Raw genomic sequence first — 24,219 nt, 5'->3', positions numbered from 1 at the left:
TGAATTTTCCTCTGAAATGAGATAACCTCTTTATTTTCTGACTTGCCTGATAGTTTTCAATTGAAAAAAATATCGTTTCAAAAAAATATAAGTATCTAAAATCAATCCGTTGCAAAATTAAACCGGATAAATAAGGAAAAGTATATTGACAAGACAGATATCTACCTATATACCCTTTGACAAAGCAGCATTGTATTTGATACTGCTCTTGAAGCGGAGTGTGGAACTATTTACCTTCCGGACATACAAGAAACTGTTTCGACCCATATAAGCACAGGTCATCGATCTGCACGGCTCAAGCAAATAACGGTATCCCTTACATTGCTGTCCAAAATACCAAATTATATAAGGAGGAACATTATGAACACCCGCAACAAGTGGCTCTTAAGAGCTCAAAGTCTATTCTTAGTGTTAACCATCCTTTCTTCCCTACTTGTCTTTGATGTAGATAAGGCTTTTGCGGAAGAAAGGCCCGTCGCACCGAGTTCCGCACAAACGCTCAAGTCCATTCCCGTAGCTGTGCCGGTTCCGGAGCAGAAAGTCCAAGTTTTGTATGAAGTGAAGTACATCAACGAGGCCGACGGTACAAATGTCAGCTATCCGGTAAAAAAACTTGCTTTTTCCGGAGATGTTGTGACAGAAAAAGCTTCAAACATCAAGGGTTACGAATTGATTTCAGATGCAGAACAAACCCTTACCTTGAAGGCGGAAGGCAACGAGCCGATCGTATTCCGATACAGAGCGGTGGATTCGGAAGCCTTAATTGCGTTGAAAACTCTTACCAAAGAGAAGATCGACAACCTGAAGAAAGCACCTCTCTACGAGAAGAATGCTTATAAGGCGGACGTAGACAAAGCTCTTACAGAGAAGGAAGTAAACGATCTCTTTGAAGAAATCAAAAAGATCGATGAAACTACAAAAGTTCAAGTCAAATACCAAGTGAAGTATGTGGATAAGGACACTCGCAAAGAAATTTCGAGAACCGTAACAAAAATAGCTTTTGCCGATGAAGTTATTACTGAAAAGGCAACTTCCGTCAAAGGCTATGTTGCCCTTGAAAACACAAAGACCGCAACCTTGGTCGTTGGAGAGAACGAAATCGTTTTCGAATACGAAAAAGAGCAGGTTGCTCCTAAAAAAGTCCAAGTCAAATATCAAATCAAATATGTGGATCAAGACGGAAAAGAAATCAGCAGAACCATAACCAAGATTGATTTTTCCGGTAACACCGTTACCGAAAAAGCTTCAAACCTCAAAGGTTATGAGTTGGTCTCCGAAGCTTCAAAGACCCTTGTATTGAAGGCGGAAGGCAATGAGCCGATCGTATTCCGATACAGAGCGGTGGATTCGGAGGCACTGAATACCTTAAAAACTCTTACCAAAGAGAAGATCGACAACCTGAAGAAAGCACCTCTTTACGAGAAAAACGCTTATAAGGCTGCCGTTGATAAGGCTCTTACCGAAAAAGAGGTAAACGATCTCTTTGAGGAAATCAAAAAGATTGATGAAGCTACAAAAGTTCAAGTCAGATATCAAATCAAATACGTGGATCAAGATGGAAAAGAAATCGGCAGAACCATAACAAAGATCGATTTTGTCGGCAACACCGTTACTGAAAAAGCGGATGTGTTTAAAGGTTACGAGTTGACCTCCGAGCCTGTCAAAACAATAGTGTTGCAGCCTAAGAACAACGATCCCGTCGTATTTGAGTACAGAGCGGTCGCTGACGATGCATTGAACAAACTCAAAGAAGACACAAAGCGTAACATTGACAAATTGGAGAAGGTTTCTTTCGATGTGAAAGAAGCTTACAAACAAAAAGTTGACCAAGCAACCGACGAAAAACAAGTAAACGACCTCTTTGAAGAGATCAAAAAACTCAATGAGTCCGCAAAACCTCAAGTCGAGTACCGAGTCAGGTATGTGAACAAAGACGGAGAGGAGATTGCACCTACAGCAACCAAATCCGGACACGAAGGACAAGAAATCACCGAAGAAGCCATTGACATCGACAAGTATATCAAACCTGAAGAAACAACAAAGAGCCTCATCTTGGTTGCAGTAGAAAATGAGATCATATTTGAATACGAAAAAACCGACGAAATCAAGACCCTAAAAGAGTTTATCCGTGAGAAGGCAGATCCGAACAAAGAATTGACTTATTCGGACATCAACTTTGCAGGTAGACCCGAAGAACTCAAAGAGTATATCATCAAGAGTGTGTATAGACGTAAACTCGCTATCGTGTTCTACGCTACAGAAAAAGACGTGGATCAGGCTTATTGGGAGCTTTGGAACAAGACAACGGAAGCAGGTTTGTTGAGACTTGCAAGATATTGGACAGGTAGAGATTCCGTAAGAGGAGAAGAAACCGATACTCCCGGCGTATACAAATATGCGATCGGAATCACCTATCATATCAGCCCCGAGCAAATGATCCAATCGGAAGATAAAGTCGATGAGATTATCGCAAAGTACGACCTTACAAACAAGACCGACTTCCAAAAAGCGAAAATCATCCATGATTATTTAACCAAATATCCTACACCTAACACCGGAAGAAATGAATGGGGCTACAATGTCTATAATCATTCATCCGTACTTTTGGGGAATGTCGGACTCTGTGAAGGCTACGCTATAGCCTATAACCGAATTGCGGAAAGGGCCGGTTTAGAGTCCAAATTCGTCGGGGGAATTTTAATCCCCTATTATAACCCCAAAACCAAAAAGGCTTATATTGAAAAAGTAATCAGCCAAATGCAGACCGAAGTATTTGACAAACGACTCAACCACGCATGGAATCAGGTGAAAATTGACGGGAAATGGTATCACTTAGACTCCTATCATGCAGCTTACTTCTACCGCAGTGATATTCCAGAAGAAAGAACCCAAGTATATTCTGTCTTTCTTAAATCAGAAAAATTCTTGTGGAAAGATCTTGAGAATAGAATCTGGAACAACAAGTTTACGGAAGAATCTCTTGAAAACTACAAAGGATCTTTCAAACTTGAAAAAGACATCTAAGCCGAAATCACATCAAAGCAGACAAGTTTAAAAATATAACGGTATAACAAACACCGCCCCCAAGTCGGATTTTTGTGTAATACGATTCTCCGAAACACCGGACCCGAAGCACGAACACAGGGAACTACACAAGTTCGCCAAGCCGTTCCAAACGAGTGAAACACCTCTCTAGCTCCACACCTCGATGCCCCTTAGGACTTCGTAGATATCGATGTTCTTATATTGCTTCAATCTCCATATCTTGAAAGAGTCTCCGTCATAGGATTTTACAAAGACCTGTAAGGGCAGATAACCCACCTTTCCCTTCGCGTTCTTTACTTTGAGATACTTCCCTTTCTCACTTCCCGCAAGGACGGTAAACTTCTCCTTGGCTTTCAGCGTAAATGCCTTCTTGCTGCACTTTTTATCCGAATAGATCTGCAAGCTCTTCTGTGTTGTCGGAGTGATCGGTTTTTTCAGTCCCAACATTTGAACTTCATCTTCATTGACCATCTTGAGAGTACCGTTTTCGAGCTTATACTTGATATAATAAGTATATTGGATGGGATGATAATCATAGTTTTGAGCCTCGATATAGTTGGTCTTGGGATTAACCCTTATATCCCGATCCATAATCCCCGATATCCTTCCCAAGAGTTTGAGTTTCCCATCCTGAAACGAATAGATATCCGCCTCCGTTGCTATCCCGAAATAGGGATGGCTCTTAAGCAACAAGACTTCCTTCTGTTTGTCCTTAGGATTGATATCAATGATCTTGAGATCCTGATAGATAAGGGAAAGTCCCTCTTCCCCCATCACTTCGAGACGATCGACCTCCTTTGTCTCTCCTTCGGAGAGCTCACTTACCGATAACGCGGAGATCAGGGGATAGAGCTCATCTAAACCGTCCAATCTCTTTTCTTCCACATGTGCAGTGACACTTTCCTTGATATTGTCCATATTCAGATCCGCATCAAGGGAAACCGTCGTTTCGGCAAAAGCACTCCCCACACCCAAAAACACCAAGCACGACACGGTTGCAAGGCCCGTGATCCATCTCTTCATACTACCACTCCTTTTATGTCTTTTTCTACATCATAAGTCCCTTTTCCGACTTCGTCAACCTTTTTTCCGTATATTATGGATTCAATCTTGCATTATCTGTCGATATCATCCGAAATTTCCACTTACACTATGTCCCCTGTTTCCACCGTTTGTACGTCGCTTCGACCGGAGCCGGGTATTTGTTCGCCTTTGCGTTATGCTGTAACGCTTAAAGCCTGAGGCAATACTGCTACCCCTTCATTGCGCTTATACGGAGTGCTTTTTATAAGGAAGGTTTTTTGATTTTATTTTGGAGTTTCAAACAGAACTTGAACTCCGATAAGAAAGTATAGTGTTATACTTTGCTTTATTATACGAGGAAGAATAGTAGTATCTGTTAGAATTGAAAGGTGGAAGGCTTGGAAGCATATCGTCCTCCAAACGTTTTTCGGTAATGATAGATGTTTCATACTATTCTTCCTTTGAATTATAGATATAAACAATTTGTGACCCATAGAAGATAAACTGATTTTTCGTGGGTTGAAAAACAGATATATCCATACTTCTATTGGAGAATAGTATCATCCCCGGCATTTCAAACGGAAAATAGTATGATAGTACGACAAACATTCTGTCACACAACTATATCAAAAAAAACTCCCCTTACCCGAGGGCAGGAGAAGTTTTTTTTTGATATAAATCGCTCTATACCGGTTGATTTCCTGTCTTATTCCGCTGCGATCGGTGCATCCGCAGTAAGCTCGATCAAATGCCATCCGAATTGAGCTTTAGAATCATCCCAGTTCCAGTTGTACATTTTTACCCTCTTGTTAACGGGCAGAATGTCCACCCTGTTCATTTGAGGAACGATCGGAACTTCTTCCGCCATTACTTTCTCAAACTCATGGTAGATCTCAACACGTTTTGCCTCATCCATCGCTTCGTTGGAAGCCATTCTCTTAAGAGAGTTGTCCAACGCTTCGGAGGTGTAACGAGACATGTTGAAAGGTGCACTCTTTCCGAACATACCGTTTTGGTCCGGATCGGATGCAAGTCCGAAAGCTGCCATATAACAGTCGATTCCCGGATCATCCGCCTCAATTCTGTCATAGAAGTTGTGGAAGTCAAGAAGTCTTCCGTCTACCAATTCCACCTTCAGACCGATTTCTTTCCACTGTTGTCTGTAGTATTGGGACAGAGGCTCTTGAACCTCGGAACCCGCCATCATCGCAAAGTTGATGGTAAGGGGTTTTCCTTCCTTGTCTTCTCTGATTCCGTCTCCGTCCACATCCTTGAATCCGGCTTCATCCAGAAGAGCCTTTGCCTTCTCAAGATCGATCTTGTATCCTGTGATTTCCGGATTGTGAAGGGTAGCAAACAATGGAGCGATCGGAGATGCCGCAGTAAATCTCAGTCCGTGGTAGAACTGCTTACCGATGGAGTCGTTGTCGATTGCATAACCCATAGCCTGTCTTAATTTCATATCCGCCATCTTGGCATTGGGATCGACAACAACTTGTTTTCCATCCCATTTTCCGAGTTTAAAGCCCATATAACTCATATAGAGATCCATTCTCGTTGCAATCGAGATATTGGACAGCTCCTGTAATTCCGGGAAAACATCTACACTCATATCATAAACCAAGTCATATTTTCCCGCCTTGATTGCAGCAACCTGCTGAGAAGGAGGAAGGACTTCGATCTCCAAGTTTTTGACCTTGGGCTCTCCATGATAGTAGTGGGGATTTGCTTCAAAGATAACCTTTTCTCCTGACACCATATCCTTCATCACATAGGGACCGTAAGAAAGAGGGTTCTTTCTGAGTGCGGGAGCTTCGATGATCTTCTTCATCTCTATGCCTTCAAACTGCTTCGCATTGACAAACTCTCCTACCAAGCCCCCACCCCAGAGAAGTGCAGGAGTAATCTCTTTTACATGGATCTTCATCGTGGAATCGTCGATGACTTCCAACCCGGAGATCTTGTCGGCTTTTCCTTCGTTGTATTCTACAATACCTACGATGTTGTGCATGGAATCGTCAAAACGTACGGATTTTGCCGCTGTGATATAGTCCTGGTTTGCTACGATCTCATAGGTTTTTACGATGTCCGCCGTCGTTACCTGCTCACCGTTGGACCATTTAAACTTCGGATTGATCTTGTAGTTTACCGTCTTTGCCTCTTCATCGAACGAAAGGTTGATCGGTGTCTCGTCGCTGTTTGTGACCAATTTGAAGTCTCCGTCAACAGGGAAGGCCCCGTTCATCGTGTACTTCATAAAAGCATCGTCAATACCGTCGGTATACAGATAGCCGTTGAATACTCCCTTGAATGGAGAATCCGATACGATACCTACTTTCAGGGTCCCTCCTTCGATAACATCTCCCTCGTGCTCTACCAATGCGGGATACTGCTGCTCGATCTCGGATGAAGACTGGCCGGAAGGAGTATCTCCGCCGGAGCCAGAATCTCCGCCTGCCGCTCCCAAGTCGCCGCAGGATGTGAACATCAGCATACATGCCATGATTGCAGCTACTTTAGCAATGTGTTTTTTCATGTTAACCTTACCTCCTATAAAAAATTTATATTTGTAAAAAGCGTCGTGCCTTATTACCGATTTGTACTCTTGTTTCTTAGGTTATTCATAAGATACTTCAAACATGTACTTGCTTGAACCGAGTCTTCACACCGCTTCTGTTTCCGGTGTTTCCTTCAAAAAACCGTATTAACCCAATCTCTGTTTTGCGTCCGCCGCCCGTCTGAGCGCCTGACCTACATAGTTGATGGCAAGCATCATAAAGAGCAATACCAAGGCAGCAGGCAACCATACAAAGTACTTATACTGGATGACCTCCGGCTTAGACGCATAAGAGATCAAAGTTCCGATCGACGGGGTCGACTCCGGCAGACCGAAACCCAGGAAAGACAGGGCTACCTCCGCACCGATGTTTCCGGCAAGTGCCAGGGTCGAGTCTACGATGATGATGGAAGAGATGTTGGGCAGGATACCTCCGAACATGATCTTAAGATCGCTCGTTCCCATCGTTTTGGAAGCGTTGACATAGTCCCTTCTCGCCTCCGAAAGAGCCTTGGAACGAACGAGCCTCGTCGTTCCCGTCCAATAGAAGGCACTCATAATAAGGATGAAAGACCAAATATTGTACTTGGGTACAAGGTTTACAAAGGCAATGACAATCATCAGCATCGGAAGAATTCCGATAAAGTCTACGACCCTCATTCCCAAGGAGTCCACCTTACCCCCGTAATAACCCATTGCAAGTCCCGTAAATAAGCCTACTCCCGTTGTAAGAAGTGTAATAAGGACCCCGACCGTAATGGAGTTTCGCGCTCCCACAATCACATAGCCCATAACGCTGCGACCTCCGGGATCACGACCGAACCAGTTCCAAAAAGCTCCGGAGGAGGGCGGTTCGTACTTTCTCAAGATATCGACGGTCTGCAACTGTTCGATATCGATCAGTGCCGACATAATAAACACGGTGGCGATAAAGAGACAGAGGGCAATAAACGAAAACATCGCCAACCTATCTTTTTTAAACTCTCTTACAATGACGGAAAACCCCGTCGGATTCTCCGACTTCAGTCTGGCTTCCGCCTGCTCAAACGTTTCGGTTTGATTGTTCTTTACTTCCTGTTCTTTTGTTATCTTTTTCAACTGACTAACCCCCTACTCTATTCTGATTCTTGGATCTACAATGGTCATTGTAATATCGGACAACAAGGATCCGAGTAAGAACAGCAGTCCATATAACAAAATCAATGTCGTTGCCACACTGTAATCCCTTGTTACAATCGATTCCATAAAGAACTTACCCATTCCCTGATAGTTGAAGATGGTCTCGGCGATGATCGCTCCTCCCATCAAACCCGAGATCTGGAAGCCGAAGAAGGCTGCGATCGGGAGGAGGGAGTTACGGAAGATATGGTGGGTATAGACCTTTCTCATAGGTACCCCCTTGCTTCTTGCCGTCTTGACATAGTCGCTGGTCTTGGCATCGATGACCTCGTTTCTGAGATATTGAATTGTCGATGTCGTACCGAGAATGGCAATACAAAGAGCCGGTAATATCATATGGTGGAATTTACTCATATAATAGTCAAAGCTTCCTTTTGCAACATCCGTCGCAACCGAACCGATGGTCGGAAACCACTTGAGCTTATAACCGAAGATCAAAATGGCAAAGAGGTAGAATACAAAACTCGGGATTGCATAGGTTATGAAGTTAAAGAGGATGACCCCTTTATCGAATTTCGAGTTCTGGTTTTTTCCTGCAAAGATACCGATCGGAAGAGCAATCGCGTACATAATAATCAAAGATAAAAAGGAAAGTACAAAACTGTTCCATGCCCTTGGACCGATAACCGTCAATACAGGCAGTTTATACTTGTAACTGATGCCCAAATCGCCTTGGAGGGCGTTTTTGACCCATCGGATATACTGAACATACCACGGGTCGTAATAGCCCGCCTCGATTCGAAGTTCTTCTATTACCTTGAGATCCACGTTAGGTCCTATCAAGCCCGTCAAAGCATCTCCCGGCATCATCTTCGCTATGATAAAGACCAACAAACTCAAAACGAAAAGCTGGGGTATCATCAACAATACCCGTCTAAGTATCGTCTTCCACATTACAGGTTCCCTCCTTTTCTCTGTGCCACAAAGTGAGTTTCCGATACCTTGGAGAGCGGATACACCTTGCCGCTTTCATCATAGTATTCGGAATAAGCATTCTCGTACTCTTTATCGACGATCTCCCGCGTCTTTTTGAGCATTTCCTTCGCCTGCGGGTTGATCTGAGGAATGGAGGCGATCAATCTTCTCGTATAGATATGTTGAGCGTTTTTATAGATGTCTTCTCTGTTTCCCGTTTCCGTAAAACGCCCCCTGTGCATGATGTAGATGTAGTCACACATATGTCTTACAACCCCGAGATCGTGAGAAATAAAGATGTAGGCGAGGTTCAGATCCCTCTGTATCTGCTTGAGGTAGTTCAAGACCTGAGCCTGAACGGACAGGTCCAGAGCGGATACCGGCTCATCGGCGATGATAAGCTTCGGTCGACAGGCTATGGCTCTTGCAACTCCCAGTCGCTGTCTTTGTCCTCCCGAAAACTCATGCGGATATTTGTAGATAACGTCCTTGGGCATACCTACGATTTCAAGCAACTCATAAATCCTTGCTCTCTCCGCCTTTTCATCGAGGTGGTAGAAGTTTCTGATAGGCTCCGCCAAGATGTCACGAACCCTCTTCTTGGGATCCAAGCTCGACATGGAGTCTTGGAAGATCATCTGCACATCCTCGTTATATTTCAATTCTTTTCTTATTCTCTTATCCAACACATTCTTACCGTTGTAGATAATCTCGCCCGCTGTCGCTTTTTCAAGACCGATGATCGTCTTACCGATTGTCGATTTTCCGGAACCGGACTCTCCGATCAAACCGTAGGTCTTTCCTTCTTCGATGATCATATCCACTCCGTCCACCGCATAGACATGATCGACGACCCTGTTGAAGAAGCCTCCCCGAATGGGGTAATGTACTTTTAAACCTTTAATTTCCAGTAGACTCATCAGTTCTTCTCCCCTTCAAAATAAAAATCTTTGTAACAGGTACATCTTACAAAGTGCCCCGGCGATACCTCGTGCAGGGTAGGATTCTCCTCGTGTGCACTGTGTGGAATATGCGGGATCCTCGGAGAAAATCTGCAGCCTGTTCTCGGAAGGTTCTTCAACGTGGGAACCATTCCCTGAATCACGTGGAGGTCCTCGTCCTCATGACTGTCAAGCTGAGGGATCGAGTTGAGCAAACTCTTGGTGTAGGGATGCATGGGATTGGTAAAAAGTTCATCGCTCGTTGCAAGTTCTACAACCTCTCCCGCATACATGACTGCCACCCTGTCAGCCATCTGTGCCACAACTCCGAGGTCGTGAGTAATCAGCATGATCCCCGCCTTGATCTCTTTTTGCAGGTCGATAAGCAGATCGAGAATCTGTGCCTGAATTGTAACGTCAAGTGCCGTCGTAGGCTCATCGGCGATCATGATCTTGGGTTTGCAGACCAGAGCGATGGCGATGATGACCCTTTGACGCATTCCTCCCGACAACTGATGAGGAAACTGTCGATAAATCCTCTCCGGATTTTCGATTCCTACCCTGCCGAGAAGTTGCAATGCTCTTTCCTTACGCTGAGCAGCGTCCAGATTCGTATGGTAGATCAATCCTTCTTCGATCTGTTCTCCGATCCTCTGAAGAGGATTGAGGGCCGAAAGGGGATCTTGGAAAATCATTCCGATTTTCCCTCCGCGGATCTTATTGTACTCCGCTTCCGAAAGGTTCAAAATGTTTTGACCTTCAAAGATGACTTCTCCCGATACTCTTGTGTAATTGAAGTCATGCAGTCCCATTATTGTCGTCGCCAAGGTACTCTTTCCGCAACCGGACTCTCCTACGATGGCAAGAACCTCATCTTCATACAAGGTTAAACTGACATTGTCGACCGCATCAAAGTATTCATCTCTGATCCGGAAACCGGTATGTAGATTCTTCATCTCACACAATGGCTGTTTCACATTCATTTCTTCACCCTATTTCTAATATTATTGTTTTGAAAAAATCGTTTTTCATACCTCGAAATTTTAACATGATTGTATTATAATTTCAATCCAAAAAAGTTTTTGAACATCTGAAACCGTCACGGTTGTGTTTTTTTGTAAGTAAGACTGTTACACATTTTCAAACTGTTTATACATAATATTTTCATATTAGTGAGCGATGAAATGTTGTTAAATTCTAACTTTAAGAAATATTTTCAATCTTAACAATATTGGACACCGTCTCTCTTTTCGACTTCAATTATCCAAGAGTAGGGGGCACTGTCCTCAACGTGTTCATAATAGCAGGTTTGAATTTAGTAAGAGAAACCATATCTACGAAAAAACGTTCACTGTCCTCGAAAGCGTTTTCGAGCGAGAAAGAAAATGTTCTTTCATTATTTACTGAAAATACAATTATTCTTAAGGATCTGTTTGTTTTTGTACGATATAAATCCTGTTTGTCAAGCCTTTGAACTCAAAACTCGATTCTTCCTTCCTTAGAGAAAAAATTGAAAAATCCCTATCATTTGATAGTACAAGCGGGTTTGATGGTACTATCCGTTTTATACTGTCTCCAATAGAAGTATGGATATATCTGTTTTTCAACCACGAAAAATTGTCTTGCCTTCTATGGGTCACAAAACCTTTTATATCCGCAAATTAAAGGAATAACAGTATTAGTATTATCTTCTATGGAATAGAAATCTATGGAGTACAAATCGCTGATATCCATCACTTATACTATTTTTCAATAGAAGTATGGATATATCTATTTTTCGATGACGAAAAACTATATTGTCTTCTATGGCTCACAGATTGTTTATATCCACTATTCAAAAGAATAGTAGTATTACAGAAAGCAATAGTATAAAAAATCCTTCTATCATCTCTGATAGAAGGATCTTCTGCCTATCTATACTGTGGTGGTATGTTGGAACGCTTGGGACGTGCCACCATATTCATCTTCAAAGCATCGTATTTGATGATCTGGTTGCTTTTTTCTTCGTAGTAGATCGCATAATTCTGTCCGACCTTCATCGTTACTCCCTGCCATGAAAACAGCTTTTTGGAGATTTTTCCGGATTTTACCACAATGACGGTTTTTCCGACTCCGAATTTGTTCTTCGGTTTCACAACCGACAATACCTTTGCTTCCATATAATACTTCTTTCGCTTAAAGGAAAGATAGGTCCGAAACAGGATGTATCCCAAAAATCCGGCGATCACAAAGCAGATGATCTTTGCCCAAATCGCCTTATAGAACACAACTCCCGCCAACGACAATAGAAAACCCAGGGCGATTCCCGCTATACGAAGATATACTTTGTTTTGTTCTGTCAATCTTTTCACCACCTTCAATTACATTAGTGACTACAATTATATCAAAAATGTTTCAAAAATCATAGACATTTCCCCTGTTTTTTCCAAGCTTGACACAGACCTTTTTTCAGCGAAGGAGTTACCTCACGCTCAGATCTTCGTTTTTTAACCTTTCGACATCCTGTTGATCCCAGTCACGACACAGTTCTTCAAGTTCAAAGAAGGTTTTTCGCTCAGGTGTCTTCCATCTTCGTTTGAACCTCGTGGACAGCTTGTCAAAGATGAGATACAACAGAGGAATGACGAGCAGGGTCAGGAAGGTCGAGGTCGTCAAACCTCCGGCGATCACAAGTCCCATACTCTTTACGGTTTCATTGTTCTGTCCCGTGGAGAAAATCATCGGCATCTGCCCCAAGATGGTGGTAAGAGCCGTCATCAGGATCGGTCTCAAACGAATCGGGCAGGCTTTGAGTACGGCCTCATGCACCTCGTAACCGTCCCTCTGTCTCAAAGTATCGATGTAACTGATCAATACAATCCCGTTGTTGACTACGATCCCCACAAGGACCAACCCTCCTATCAAACTCATGACCGTCAAGTTCGCACGGAAGAGGAAGAGCAGGATCCAACCTCCCGTAAATGCCAGAGGGATGGTGAACATGATGATAAAAGGGTTGATCAGCGATTCGAACTGGGCCGCCATAACCATGTAGACAAGGAGGATGGCGAGGATGATTACCAACATCAGAGATTCAAAGGCCTCGTTCATCATCTCGGTATCTCCTCCCAGGGAGGCGGAATAGCCGTCCGGCAGCTTCATCTGATCGATGATCGATTCAATGTCCCGACTCACACTTCCCAAATCTCTGTTGTAGACGTCGGCGGAGATGATTACCAATCTGGTTTGATGCGTTCTCATAATGTCGGAGGCGATCTCCTCGGTCTCTACCGAGACCAAAGAACTCAGAGGGATGTAACTGCCTGTCCTCGTACGAACGGATACGTTTTTGAATGTAGTCATCGTAAGTTCATCGCTCCTCGGATAAACGATCCTGACATCAAGTTCTCTGCCCCTGTCCTTCAATGTCGTCGCTTTGATTCCAGATACCGCATCTTTGATCTGCATCGCAACTTCGGTACCGGTCAAACCGTATTGTCTGATCTTATCCCTGTCAAGGCGGATGGCAATCTGTCGATTTTTCAGTTTGAACGATGAGCTGACCTCCCTCGTCCCTTCAATATATCCGATTTGTCTCTCCAGCTCTTTACTGATTTCCGCAAGTTTCTCCAGATCATCTCCATAGACTTCGACACTCAAGCCCGAACCTCCCGAACTCATATTCATTGAAGAACTCATCTTTACGTTGATCTGTGCACCTGCAATCTCCTTCATCTTCTCTCTCACTTCTTCAATTACCTCGGCGGTACTCTTGTCTCTCTCCTCTTTGGGAACAAGGTCGACCTCAATGGTGCTTCGTCCCCCCGCTCCCAAGATCAAAGACTCCATCCCGCTCGATTCTCCTATCATACGCACCGTGAAATTTTGGACTTCGGGAAGCTGCATAAGTTCTTCTTCAACCTTTAGAGAAAGCTCATCTACGCTAGAAAGCTTGCTTCCTTTAGGTGCTTCCACGATCACTCGAAACTCTCCCTCGTCTTCCTGAGGCAAAAACTCCATACCGACAAAGGGAAGGAGGAAGAGAGAGCCTATCGAAATCAGCAGGGAAAGTGCAAGCACACGCTTCTTACGAGTGAGCGACCAGGCGAGAAGTGTTTCATAGCGTTTCGTAAGACGCTTGATACTCTTATCAAAAAGATCCATCAACGGATTGATAAAACGAAAATATTTTTTGCTGCGATTTCTGTGTACGTTGTTGACGTAGTTTCCTGCCAACATAGGAACAACGGTCATTGCGGCCAGAAGTGACATCGTAAGCGAAAATACAACGGCCAGAGCCAAATCTCTCATCATCTGGATGACAATCCCCTCCGCGAACACAAAGGGAAGGAAGACGACGATGGTGGTCAATGTCGAAGCAACGATTGACGAGAGAACCTCCTTGGTCCCCAAATAAGTTCCTCTTATCTTGTCATATTCTAGTTTGGTCCGATAACGATAGATGTTTTCCAAGACGACAATGGAGTTATCCACGAGCATCCCGACCCCTATCGAAAGCCCTCCCAAGGATACGATATTGATCGTCGTCCCCGAGAAATAAAGCATAACAAAGGTGCCTATGATGGAAAGTGGCATGGATATGGCAATAACTCCCGTCAATCCCACATTCTTCAGGAAGATCAGAAGGATGAGAATTGACAATACGGTTGCAATCAGGATGTTTCCCATAACGTTTCTGATGGAATCCTTAATTATGGTCGCAGATTCCACAACAATCCTGATCGACACCTCCGGATAATCTTTTTGAAGTCTCAAGACTTCCTTTTCCATTGCTTCCACTGCCGATACGGTGTTTCCGTCGCTCGCTTTGGTCGCCGAAAGCAGGACACAGGGTGTCGAGTTGTATCGACTGATCGAGTTGACCTTCTTGCTTGATTCCGTAATACGTGCAATATCCTGAAGTTGAAGGATGACTCCGGAAGGAAGGGGAATCGGTGTTCTTTTGACATCTTCAATACTCTTCATACGAAGTTTGGTGCTGATAGCAAAGGATTTCTCGCCGTATTCGACGCTTCCTCCGGACTGATTCACATTTTCCGCCCTCAAAATTTGGGCTATGGTCTGATTGTCAAGCCCATATCCCTGAACCTTATCCTCATCGACCTCTACCCGAATTTCACGCTCAAGTCCGCCCGAAATATCGACCGAGGCTACACCCTTCTGCCTTTCCAAACGATTTTTGATGTTTTCTTCGGCAAAGGTCTTGAGTTCATAGGCATCCATATTTTCCGATGACACGACAAAGAAGGCAATCGGCATGGCATCCATTTCAATCTTCATAATATTGGATTTGCCCGTATCATCGGGCAAAAAGTCCTCTATCATACTTACCCTGTCACGGAGGTCACTGACCGCAATATTCATATCCGTCCCATAGGAAAATTCGATCTGAACCACCGAAAAACCCTCCGAAGACGAAGACATAATCTTTTTTACGTTCTCCACATTGGAGATCGCATTTTCGATCGGGATGGTAACGAGATTCTCGACCTCTTCAGGTCCGGCATCGGTGTACTGTGTCATAATAATCGCATAAGGCAGCTCCATCTCGGGCATAAGTGCAAGTTCCATCTTGCTTGCCGCCACAAAACCAAGCAGAAGTACGATGAGCATTGACATTATAATCGCGATCGGTCTTTTGATCGAAGTTTTTACAAAATCCATCACGTTCTCCTTTCTCTCATCGCCTACTTCGGTGTAACCACATTGACTTCGGTTTCATCCGAGATAAAGTCCTGACCTTTTACAACGATTTTCATTCCTTCGGAAAGTCCCGACAGAATCTCTACCACTTCATCGTTCTGCACTCCCGTCTCCACGCTTACCTTGTGAGCGATATTTTGACCATCTACCGTGTAGACAAAACTCTCGTCTTCTTTATAAATAACGGCATCTATGGGAACAGCAAGGACAGATTGCTTCTTCTCAAGCACGATTTTCGCACTTGCAAACATCCCCGGTTTGATTTGTCCGCCTTGACTCCCCAGTTTTATCTCAACAGGATAGAGCAGAGTCTGAGGGTCGGCAACCTTGGATACCCCGCTGACAACGGCTGTGATGTCCCGATCGAAAATGCTGTCGATGCGAATATAGGCTCGTGTTCCCTCTTCAATGTGTTGGACTGCTTCTTCCGAGACCTGAAGTTTGAGTTTGAGCTCATCCTCATCTGCAATGCTCATAACACTCATCTGAGGTGCTACCGTCATTCCTTCGCTCACGTTTATGCTGTTGATAACCCCGTCGATTTCCGATTTGACCTGTGTATGTTTGAGCTGATTTCGTGCGGTGTCCAATCCCGCCTGTGCCTGACCGATTCCGGCCTTCGCGACCTCCCTCGTTCCGGAAGAAACATTTCCTTGAGTAAGCTCCAGACTCTTTCTTGCGGTATCAAGTTGCAGTTTCAAACTGTCGGCACTTACTTCCAACTTGTCCAAATCCGCCTTGGATACAGCTCCGGCCTCATAGAGCCTTCTCATATCCTCGAGATTTTTCATCAGATCCTCATACTGAATCTCATATGCTGCAACACTCGACTCCAGTTGTTCGACCTGTGAGGTCAAGGTCCCGTTGACGCTGAGGTTGTAGTTTGCCTTGGCGGAGCTCAGAGCAGCCTGTGCCTGGTTGATCTGTACTCTTATATCCTCATCGTCTATTACAAACAGCACATCCCCTTTTCGGACACGGTCCCCCAAGGAAACGTTGACCTTCTTGACCGTCCCCGGTATCTTGGGAATGACATGAATCTGGTTTTCGGAGCCGACCTTGGAAGATACTTCGATGTAACGTTCGAGAGTATCTCTTTGTACTTCCTGCACCTCAACGGCTATAAGTACCTTTGTCCGCTTTTCTTCCTCCTTGGTACAGGCGGACAAGCTCCATACCAAAAACAGAGCCAGGGTTATGCACATCCATCTCTTCTTCATTTCGCTTCCTCCATCCGTGTTCTTTCAATGTCCGAAAAATACTGTGTCACAACTTTGACAAAGACCGAAAGAAGGCGGATAAACTCATTTCTATCCGCTTCTTCCAATCGTTCCAAAACTTTTTCCATATGGTGCAGAAAATCGTCGGCATCTTTTTTGAAATTCTCTCTTCCCTTATCGGTAAAGACGACATCGACAACCCTTCTATCTTCCTCGCAAACCTCTCTTCTTATATAGGATTTGCTCTCCAAACTCTTTAAGGTTTGTGAAATCGCGGACTTGCTGACTCCGATCCGTTCGCTGAGAAAGGCGGTCGTCACATCCTCGCCGGATTTTTCCGCCATATGTAGAACACTCAACAAACAAAGCTCACTCTTGGGAAGATCTGAAAACGCATACCACTTATCCAATGCCATGCCGAGTTCATATGATTTCTGCAAAAATTCTTCTACCAATACCCTGTTCACTTCATTCTTTCCCCCTTTCCTACGATTCCTTCCAATTTAAAAAAACGTTAAGCTTCTTAATTATTTTAAGCCTAAACGTTTTTTTCTTCAATACTCTATTGCTACTTACTACAATTTTAACTCAAATTCAATACAAAGCGTCCAAAAAAGCAACCGTTTCCGATTGCTTTCTTCCTCTATACGATTACTCGTGTATGTTATACTATTACCTGTTTAAATTGCCTACAACCTGTCTATTCCAACAGATAACAGTATCACTCAAGTTTTTTTCGGGAGCAGGATATTCCGTTTCTTTGATTTCTAAACACAGAACCGTACACGGTTCCATGCCTTGAACTTCATAAACAATAGAAGTATGTTTTGCAATGTACAAGACCGAGACTCCACATGTTCAAAAATCAGTGTACTAATAGCTTTTCAAAGCTCGCTCGATCCTTCGTTTCGCATCCCTCTTTGCCATATCCTCACGTTTATCATGCAGGTTCTTTCCTCGGGCCAAACCGACGGAAACCTTTACCTTTCCGTCTTTGAGATACATCGACAGAGGAATTAGGGTATAGCCCTTCTGCGTAGTCTCCCCTATGAGTTTCTTGATCTCCCTCTTGTGCAAAAGAAGTTTGCGGACTCTTACAGGATCGACATTAAAAATGTTGCCCTGTTCATAGGGACTGATATGGACCTGTTTGAGATAAGCCTCTGCATTATCGATCGAAACGAAGCCTTCTGTAAGATTCACTTTGGAAGCACGGATGGACTTGACTTCGGTTCCTCGAAGTTCGATCCCCGCCTCATAGGTCTCCAAGATCTCATAATTAAATCTTGCCTTCCTATTTTTTGCTACTATTTTTATATTCGATTGACTCATGTTTCTTCCCTCCGTCTTCTTCGGGTTTCGGTATGTTTGTGCAGCTCAAAGCACAGCTCTGCAAGTAAAGACCGCCAACTCCACAGTTCGGTAACAAAATGCGAACAGCACACTCTTCCTTGTAATACTATTCTCCAATAGAAGTATCGATATATCTGTTTTTCAACCCTCGAAAAATCAGTTTATCTTCTATGGGGCACAGATTGTTTATATCCACAACTCAAAGGAAGAGTAGTATTATACTATTACCTGTTGCATTGCCCGGTTATCTGTATGAGTATTTTTCAACACAGGACTCAGTATGAAGGTGAAACACAAAGAACGATAACTCCGCTCTCGAGAGCAAGCAAATTTTACTTTCATTTACTATAAATTCCGATTTACCTCTATACCTCCCATACACCTGACATTTTAATCGGGTTTTAGTATTACCAGATCTTCGATAGCGCCATTCCCGTTTATGGAAACAGTTTGGCGACAGATTGTGCGTATAAAATCGAGCAGAATAGAAACTGTCGTCTCCATTCTGCCCGCTAACGTTCTTATTCTTCTCTCAACTTTGCAGCCATCGCTTTTGCCAGTTGACGAAGCTGCTCTTGATTATCTTTGGATGCCGCACACTTTGCTTCCACCACATCGTCGTTGAGCAGTTCATACCCCTTCTCTTCTCCAAGAGTGATGAGGTTCTTGACCCCTCCCCCGCTCCAGGTATAAGTTCCGATGACTCCCAGCACCATTCCGGTCATCTTATTGCCTCGAATGGTATAGAGAAGATTTGCCATCGGAGGATAAAGCGCACTGTCATAGGAACAACTTGCAAGGATCAAACCCTTGTTCAGCCAGATTTCCTTTGTGATATAGGATTTATGGACCTTGGATGCATCAAAGACCTGAACATCTTTGACCCCTTCTTCCACAAGGTAACGTGCCAAGACTTCAACCATATTCCTTGTATTTCCGTACATTGAACCGTAAGCCAGGACTACACCGTTTTTCTTCTTTTGAGATGCCAGATCGATATAGAGCTGAATAATCCTTTGAGGATTGGATCTCCACACGAGACCGTGGACGGGAAGGATACTCTTGATCTCAAGTCCTCCCAACTTCTCAAGTGCCTTCAATGCCTGCTTTGCGTATTTTCCTACGATGTTGACAAAATAACGGACCGTTTCTTCATGGTACTTATCCGGGTTTGTCTCATCATCAAAAATCGCTCCGTCAAGTGCTCCGAAACTTCCGAAGATATCTTGGGAGAAGAGCAGCTTGTCCTTGGACTCATAACTGACCATGGATTCCGGCCAGTGCACCATCGTCGTCAGGAAAAATTGAAGGGTTCTTGAACCGAGCTCAAGTTTATCTCCTTCTTTGACCTCGACGAAGTTCTCATCGCCGATGCCATAGAAGAACTGCAACATCTCCTTTGCCTTCTTATTGCTGACAAGCTTCACATTGGGATATTTCGCAATGGTCGCTCTGATTGAACCGGAATGGTCCGGTTCCATATGATGCACAACAAGGTAGTCCAGATCTCTTCCCTGCAATACGGAATCCAGTTTCTCCAAAAATTCTTCGGTAGACAAGGACTTGACCGTATCCATCAATGCGGTTTTTTCATCCAGAATCACATAGGAGTTGTATGCAACTCCGTTCGGCAAGGGCCACATATTCTCAAACAAATGTGTTTCTCTGTCGTTGACTCCGATATAATATACATCCTCCACTACTTTGGTTACTAAGGTATTCATCAATTATTCTCCCTTCTGCATTTTGTTTCCAAACACCAACCTCACACCCTGAATTATTCATCAAAACCTTGTTTTATGCGATCAAACCTCTATGCTTAAAGGGCTTCACAGTATCGTTTTCTTCACTTGACAAGTGAAACTCCGAAAATGAATGAAAAGCCTTAAGATTTTATGCTGCCTCAAAAATCATACTGCGAATCATTCAGGTCTACTTGTATTTTATTTGTTTTTGCTATAAAATGCAAGCAGTTTTCATTAAAACTCCGAGCAGTTCTCCTTCTCCGTCTCCGTATTCGGTTTTTTACCGTTCAAAACGAAGCGGAAGGTCGAAAAAACAGCTTCCCATCCATCCGACTTCTAAACTTCGGGACTTTTGACCACCTTATCGTAGATGCGATACAAGGCTCGGGCGGATCGATCCTGCGCTTCTTCCAGATAATCTCCGTAGGCGTGCAATTTGACAAGCTCAAGCCCTTCGTCTTTTCGATAACGAAGACCGTAGAGCGTGACCTTTCCGTAATCGACCGCCTCCATCCTCCTGTCAAATCCCTTTTTCTCATCGACCTTGTAGAGAAGTTCATACATTTCTTTTATCTCTTCCGGCTTGAACAAAGGCTTCCCTCCTTCGGACTTCTCCCTGGCCTCGATGAGTTTGAGCAGAAATTCCTCCTCGCTGAAATCCCTCTCCTCGTTCGAAAAATCAAACTCATGGCTATTTCCCGCTCCGTCGATAATCTTTCCGTAATTTTGATATCCCCAAGCATAGTTGAGATGCTGCTCAACCAATACGATGTCCTGTTCGATCTCCTGATGTTGAACCCGGACTCTACCGCAAGCCGATATAAGCCCTATCACAAGTACAATCATTACAAACATTGCTTTTTTCATCCTGCTATCCTCCGTTTGAGTGTTCCAAGGAAGTACCCCTTAAGGAATAATAGTATAAAGCGGGTGGGCAGGAGGCGTCTTCTTACTCCTCCGACAGGGAGAAGCCGATTTCTCTTTCATCGACCTTTACATAGTCCAGGACGACCTCTACCCTCATGCCTATCTTATAGACCTTGCCCGTATGTTCTCCGATTAGTTGCAGATGCTCTTCGTCATAGGTATAGTAGTCATTTGCCAAAGTATTAAGTCGTATCAGACCTTCCACCGTATTGGGTAGGGTGACGAACATCCCGAAGTTGGTAATCGAAGTGATTTTTCCTTCAAAGGTATGACCGATAAACCTCTCCATGTACTGTGCCTTCCGAAGTTCTTCAAAGGAACGTTCCGCATCCTCTGCATTTCTCTCTCTCTCGGAGGACAGGATCGAGGCTGCCTCAACCACACTTCTGAGTTGTTCGATCTTCTTGGTGCTCAGGTAGTTGTGCAGGTCCATCTTGATGATCCGATGGATCTGAAGATCGGGATATCGCCTGATCGGCGAGGTAAAGTGGGTATAAAACCGTGCCGCCAGACCGAAGTGTCCGTCGTTGGACGGTGAATAGCGCGCCTGCTTCATAGAGCGAAGCAGAACCTTGGAGATAACGTCTTCGCTCTCCTTTCCCTTGACCTCCGCCAATACGGTTTGCAGGTCCTTGGGATGCACTTCCCCCTTGACATCGACACTTGCATGGATGCCGAAGTTGGAGGCAAAGGTATTGAAGTCCTTCATCTTGTCCTCATCGGGGCTCTCATGGACCCGATAAACAAAGGGAAGTTTCTTCTCAAAGTACTCCTTTGCAACGGTCTCATTGGCAATAAGCATAAATTCCTCAATCATTTCGTTGGCCACTTTTCTCTCTCGGACCTGCACATCGATGACGGCTTCATTCTCGACGATGATCTTGGACTCGGGAAAGTCGAACTCGATGGCTCCCCGTGCGTTTCTTTTCTTGAACAGGATGTTCTGCAATTCCTCCGCAAGGATGAGGTTTGCCTCCAATTCGCTGAGTTCTCCCTGACGATCTATCGTTTCAAGTAAATGAGACACCTCTTCATAAACAAGTCTGTGTTTGGAGTTAATCACACTTTCCACAATGCGATGCTCAATGACCTCTCCCCTTTTGTCTATCTTCATGAGGCAGGACAGGGAGAGCCTGTCCACATTGGGATTGAGAGAGCAGATTCCGTTGGAGAGTTCCTTGGGAAGCATCGGTACCACCTTATCTACAAGGTAGACGGAGGTTCCCCTCGATCTTGCCTCCTTGTCAAGCGGAGTGTTTTCTCCGACATAGTGGGCGACATCGGCAATATGCACTCCCAAATCGTAGTTTCCTCTGTCATCCTTCGAGATGGAGATCGCATCGTCAAAATCCCTCGAATCGCTTCCGTCTATCGTATAGATCAGCTCGTCTCTAAGATCGAGTCTGTCGACAAGTTCATTTTCTCGAACCTCGCTTGGAATCTTCTCGACCTGCTTGAGTACCTTTTTGGGAAACTCGTCATTGATATGGTGTTGTTTCAAAATGGAGATGTAGTCTACCTGAAAGTCCCCTTTTCTTCCCAAAACAGCAACAACTCTTCCTTCGTGGCTACGTTTTCCGTTGGAAAACTCCGTAATCTCACATTCGACCAAATCTCCCGTTACCGCACCCATACTGTCTTCGCGAGCGACGAAGATATCGCTTGTGATCCTCCTGTCTTCGGCAACCACAAAGCCATATCGCTTGGATGCCTCGTAGACTCCGACAATTCGGCTCTGCCTTCTCTCCAGGATCTTGATGACTTCTCCTTCCGACTTATCGTTTCTGCTTCGTCTCGGCTTGAGTCTGGCTACGACCTTATCCCCGTTGAGGGCACCTTTCATGCTCCCGGAAGAAATATAGAGTCCCTTTTCTTCTCCGGGAGCATCGACAAAGCCATATCCTCTCGAGTTGACCGATAAGTTCCCCACTACCAGACCCATCTTCTCCGGTACCCCCAAGGTGTTTCTGTGCGTCTTGTAGATCAAACCTTCCTTCTCCAAGTCGGAGATAACTTCTCTTAAAATCTTCTTATCTTCTTCGTTGTTTCCGAAACGCTTAAGCAGTTGCTTTTCGGTCATCGGAAGGTACCCGTTTTCTCTCATAAACCCTATGATTTCTTCTCTGATATTCCCCATACTTCTCCCTCTCTTCCTCAAATTGCAATACTTTGATTCCTACCCTCTCTTTTATGCCCCATCCCATTCTCCAATAAAGGCGTGTTGTCTATCTCTATTTTTTTCGGCCGAAAAATTTACTTTATCTTCTATGGGGTGAGCCACTGATATCCATGGCTCATACCGGTACTAAAGCTGTCAAAAAAACCGCCCCTTACAAAACGGAAAAGGCGGTTTTCAAAAACAAAATTAAAATGTGAACTGTTCTCCTCTTTGGCTTATGGTTACAATTTCAGTGCCGCAGTCTCCCATATGTTTTGCAAAGCGTGAAGTTGTGGAATAAAGGCCTTGAAAGTGCATCGCAAAAAACATCTTCGGCTTGATTGCTTTGATGTATTCTTCTCCACCGTAGAAGTAGGCATTTTCCAACCTCGGATCAACAGGAAACATCGCAACATCGACTTCTCTGCCCTTCATTTTTTCGAGTTCGGAGAAGAAGCCGTTTCGTGCGAATTCTTTTTCTTCATCCGTTTCTCCTTCCCAATGCCACCAGTTGAAGTCCCCCGCATGAAAGATCTTGTATCCGTCAACCTCAAGATAGAAACTGACTCCGGCATCCGTCGACGAAAATACCCTGATCTCGACATCGTCCACCTTGAGGGTATCTCCTTCTTTGCAATAGATGATCTCTTCTTCGGACGAAACCCGGACATCATCGGAAATAATATACTTGATCCCCCGGTCCAAGGTCCGGCCGAGCTTAATTATAGAGTTGTCAAAGTGATCCAAATGTCCGTGGCTTACAAAGGCGAGTATCTTCTTTCCGTTGTCCAGAACTTCCTTTGTCAACTTTCCGCACTTTAAACAGGTCTCTTTCTTACAGTTATCTGTCACATAGTCAAATATCAAATGATAGTTTTGCGTCTCAATCCAATATCCGCTGTGAAACAAATAGGTTATCTTCATTCTTTTTTCTTCCTCTCCTATCCTCTTCTTAAGCTGACGGGTTTATCCAACAATTCCTTCATAATAAAGGCTCGTTTCAACAATTCCCTGTCTGCAAACGTTTCTTTTGCAAAGGTCTCGGCTTTTTTCGTATCGACCTTCATACGCGTTTTCGCTTCGGCTTTTTTGGGAGAGCTCGCTGTCTTAGCTCCATCTTTATTGCGAGGCGCAGCCTTCTTCGCTCCGGATTTCTTGGAAGCGGTTTTTGAAGGCTTTGGCCCTTCCTTTCGAAAATCATATCCTTCCTTATATTCCTTAGAGCCGAACACGGGGTTCTCCTCCGATTTTTCGCCTTGCGCCAAAGGCTTGTTTGCCTTGCCGAATTTCTTTTTCAACTCTTCAATCTGTTGATGTTCTACCGCTTCACTGCTCTTTTCCGACTTTTTTTTCTGTTTCTTACTGACGCTGCTGATAATGGAAAAAAGCAAAAGAATGATCGGTATAAAAGAAAAGCCTCTCATCGTGCCACATCCTTCTCCATCGACTGTTT

Annotated in this window: 17 protein-coding genes; 1 reads left to right on the top strand and 16 read right to left on the bottom strand. The window is 44.2% G+C overall.

Annotated elements, in window-relative coordinates; all coding sequences use genetic code 11:
* Window positions 1–360: 360 nt before the first annotated feature.
* Window positions 361–3,024 (top strand): MucBP domain-containing protein, encoded by a 2,664-nt coding sequence (locus tag ACFO4R_RS01040; RefSeq protein WP_379787104.1) that lies wholly within the window; start codon window positions 361–363, stop codon window positions 3,022–3,024.
* A 168-nt stretch (window positions 3,025–3,192) separates the two neighbouring features.
* On the opposite strand, the gene ACFO4R_RS01035 is transcribed toward ACFO4R_RS01040, so the two are convergent.
* The 16 genes from ACFO4R_RS01035 to ACFO4R_RS00960 all read right to left on the bottom strand — a co-directional run bounded on the left by ACFO4R_RS01035 (window position 3,193) and on the right by ACFO4R_RS00960 (window position 24,190).
* On the bottom strand, window positions 3,193–4,068 hold the full coding sequence (locus tag ACFO4R_RS01035) for a hypothetical protein (protein WP_379787103.1): 876 nt from the start codon (window positions 4,066–4,068) through the stop codon (window positions 3,193–3,195).
* A 706-nt stretch (window positions 4,069–4,774) separates the two neighbouring features.
* Complete coding sequence (locus tag ACFO4R_RS01030; protein WP_379787102.1) at window positions 4,775–6,604, bottom strand: oligopeptide ABC transporter substrate-binding protein; 1,830 nt, start codon at window positions 6,602–6,604, stop codon at window positions 4,775–4,777.
* A gap of 168 nt (window positions 6,605–6,772) precedes the next feature.
* Window positions 6,773–7,723, bottom strand: a complete 951-nt coding sequence (locus ACFO4R_RS01025) for an ABC transporter permease (protein WP_379787101.1) — start codon at window positions 7,721–7,723, stop codon at window positions 6,773–6,775.
* A gap of 12 nt (window positions 7,724–7,735) precedes the next feature.
* Complete coding sequence (gene opp4B / locus ACFO4R_RS01020) at window positions 7,736–8,698, bottom strand: oligopeptide ABC transporter permease (protein ID WP_379787099.1); 963 nt, start codon at window positions 8,696–8,698, stop codon at window positions 7,736–7,738.
* Window positions 8,698–9,639 carry an ATP-binding cassette domain-containing protein gene (locus ACFO4R_RS01015; protein ID WP_379787098.1) on the bottom strand — a complete coding sequence of 314 codons (942 nt, stop codon included), beginning with the start codon at window positions 9,637–9,639 and terminating at the stop codon, window positions 8,698–8,700. Before ACFO4R_RS01015 ends, opp4B begins: the two co-directional genes overlap by 1 nt.
* On the bottom strand, window positions 9,639–10,643 hold the full coding sequence (locus ACFO4R_RS01010) for an ABC transporter ATP-binding protein (protein WP_379787096.1): 1,005 nt from the start codon (window positions 10,641–10,643) through the stop codon (window positions 9,639–9,641). The genes ACFO4R_RS01015 and ACFO4R_RS01010 overlap by 1 nt, the downstream gene beginning before the upstream one ends.
* A 927-nt stretch (window positions 10,644–11,570) precedes the next feature.
* Window positions 11,571–12,002 (bottom strand): hypothetical protein, encoded by a 432-nt coding sequence (locus ACFO4R_RS01005; protein WP_379787095.1) that lies wholly within the window; start codon window positions 12,000–12,002, stop codon window positions 11,571–11,573.
* A gap of 118 nt (window positions 12,003–12,120) precedes the next feature.
* Window positions 12,121–15,324 carry an efflux RND transporter permease subunit gene (locus ACFO4R_RS01000; RefSeq protein ID WP_379787094.1) on the bottom strand — a complete coding sequence of 1,068 codons (3,204 nt, stop codon included), beginning with the start codon at window positions 15,322–15,324 and terminating at the stop codon, window positions 12,121–12,123.
* A gap of 23 nt (window positions 15,325–15,347) precedes the next feature.
* Entirely contained in the window at window positions 15,348–16,583 is a 1,236-nt protein-coding gene (locus ACFO4R_RS00995) for an efflux RND transporter periplasmic adaptor subunit (protein WP_379787093.1), read from the bottom strand.
* Window positions 16,580–17,050 (bottom strand): MarR family winged helix-turn-helix transcriptional regulator, encoded by a 471-nt coding sequence (locus ACFO4R_RS00990; protein ID WP_379787092.1) that lies wholly within the window; start codon window positions 17,048–17,050, stop codon window positions 16,580–16,582. Before ACFO4R_RS00990 ends, ACFO4R_RS00995 begins: the two co-directional genes overlap by 4 nt.
* A gap of 406 nt (window positions 17,051–17,456) precedes the next feature.
* Window positions 17,457–17,915: an SsrA-binding protein SmpB gene (smpB, locus tag ACFO4R_RS00985; RefSeq protein ID WP_379787091.1), complete on the bottom strand. Its 459-nt coding sequence runs from the start codon at window positions 17,913–17,915 to the stop codon at window positions 17,457–17,459.
* A 542-nt stretch (window positions 17,916–18,457) separates the two neighbouring features.
* Window positions 18,458–19,660 carry an FprA family A-type flavoprotein gene (locus tag ACFO4R_RS00980; RefSeq protein WP_379787090.1) on the bottom strand — a complete coding sequence of 401 codons (1,203 nt, stop codon included), beginning with the start codon at window positions 19,658–19,660 and terminating at the stop codon, window positions 18,458–18,460.
* 357 nt (window positions 19,661–20,017) lie between these two features.
* Complete coding sequence (locus ACFO4R_RS00975; protein WP_379787089.1) at window positions 20,018–20,548, bottom strand: hypothetical protein; 531 nt, start codon at window positions 20,546–20,548, stop codon at window positions 20,018–20,020.
* An 82-nt stretch (window positions 20,549–20,630) separates the two neighbouring features.
* Window positions 20,631–22,745 carry a ribonuclease R gene (gene rnr / locus ACFO4R_RS00970; RefSeq protein ID WP_379787088.1) on the bottom strand — a complete coding sequence of 705 codons (2,115 nt, stop codon included), beginning with the start codon at window positions 22,743–22,745 and terminating at the stop codon, window positions 20,631–20,633.
* 228 nt (window positions 22,746–22,973) lie between these two features.
* A complete protein-coding gene (locus ACFO4R_RS00965) occupies window positions 22,974–23,690 on the bottom strand; it encodes an MBL fold metallo-hydrolase (protein WP_379787087.1) in 717 nt (238 codons plus the stop codon).
* A gap of 17 nt (window positions 23,691–23,707) precedes the next feature.
* Complete coding sequence (locus tag ACFO4R_RS00960; RefSeq protein ID WP_379787086.1) at window positions 23,708–24,190, bottom strand: hypothetical protein; 483 nt, start codon at window positions 24,188–24,190, stop codon at window positions 23,708–23,710.
* Window positions 24,191–24,219: the final 29 nt, after the last annotated feature.

It is taken from the genome of Filifactor villosus, assembly GCF_042652965.1.
Classification (GTDB): domain Bacteria; phylum Bacillota; class Clostridia; order Peptostreptococcales; family Filifactoraceae; genus Filifactor; species Filifactor villosus.
This window is presented reverse-complemented; position numbering and strand designations above follow the sequence as displayed.

Bases quoted from the DNA above. Each gene is read 5' to 3' on its own strand.
- ACFO4R_RS01040 (WP_379787104.1), top strand. From the start codon at position 361: ATGAACACCCGCAACAAGTGGCTCTTAAGAGCTCAAAGTCTATTCTTA.
- ACFO4R_RS01035 (WP_379787103.1), bottom strand. From the start codon at position 4,068: ATGAAGAGATGGATCACGGGCCTTGCAACCGTGTCGTGCTTGGTGTTT.
- ACFO4R_RS01030 (WP_379787102.1), bottom strand. From the start codon at position 6,604: ATGAAAAAACACATTGCTAAAGTAGCTGCAATCATGGCATGTATGCTG.
- opp4B (WP_379787099.1), bottom strand. From the start codon at position 8,698: ATGTGGAAGACGATACTTAGACGGGTATTGTTGATGATACCCCAGCTT.
- ACFO4R_RS01015 (WP_379787098.1), bottom strand. From the start codon at position 9,639: ATGAGTCTACTGGAAATTAAAGGTTTAAAAGTACATTACCCCATTCGG.
- ACFO4R_RS01010 (WP_379787096.1), bottom strand. From the start codon at position 10,643: ATGAATGTGAAACAGCCATTGTGTGAGATGAAGAATCTACATACCGGT.
- ACFO4R_RS01000 (WP_379787094.1), bottom strand. From the start codon at position 15,324: ATGGATTTTGTAAAAACTTCGATCAAAAGACCGATCGCGATTATAATG.
- ACFO4R_RS00995 (WP_379787093.1), bottom strand. From the start codon at position 16,583: ATGAAGAAGAGATGGATGTGCATAACCCTGGCTCTGTTTTTGGTATGG.
- smpB (WP_379787091.1), bottom strand. From the start codon at position 17,915: ATGAGTCAATCGAATATAAAAATAGTAGCAAAAAATAGGAAGGCAAGA.
- ACFO4R_RS00980 (WP_379787090.1), bottom strand. From the start codon at position 19,660: ATGAATACCTTAGTAACCAAAGTAGTGGAGGATGTATATTATATCGGA.
- ACFO4R_RS00975 (WP_379787089.1), bottom strand. From the start codon at position 20,548: ATGAAAAAAGCAATGTTTGTAATGATTGTACTTGTGATAGGGCTTATA.
- rnr (WP_379787088.1), bottom strand. From the start codon at position 22,745: ATGGGGAATATCAGAGAAGAAATCATAGGGTTTATGAGAGAAAACGGG.
- ACFO4R_RS00965 (WP_379787087.1), bottom strand. From the start codon at position 23,690: ATGAAGATAACCTATTTGTTTCACAGCGGATATTGGATTGAGACGCAA.
- ACFO4R_RS00960 (WP_379787086.1), bottom strand. From the start codon at position 24,190: ATGAGAGGCTTTTCTTTTATACCGATCATTCTTTTGCTTTTTTCCATT.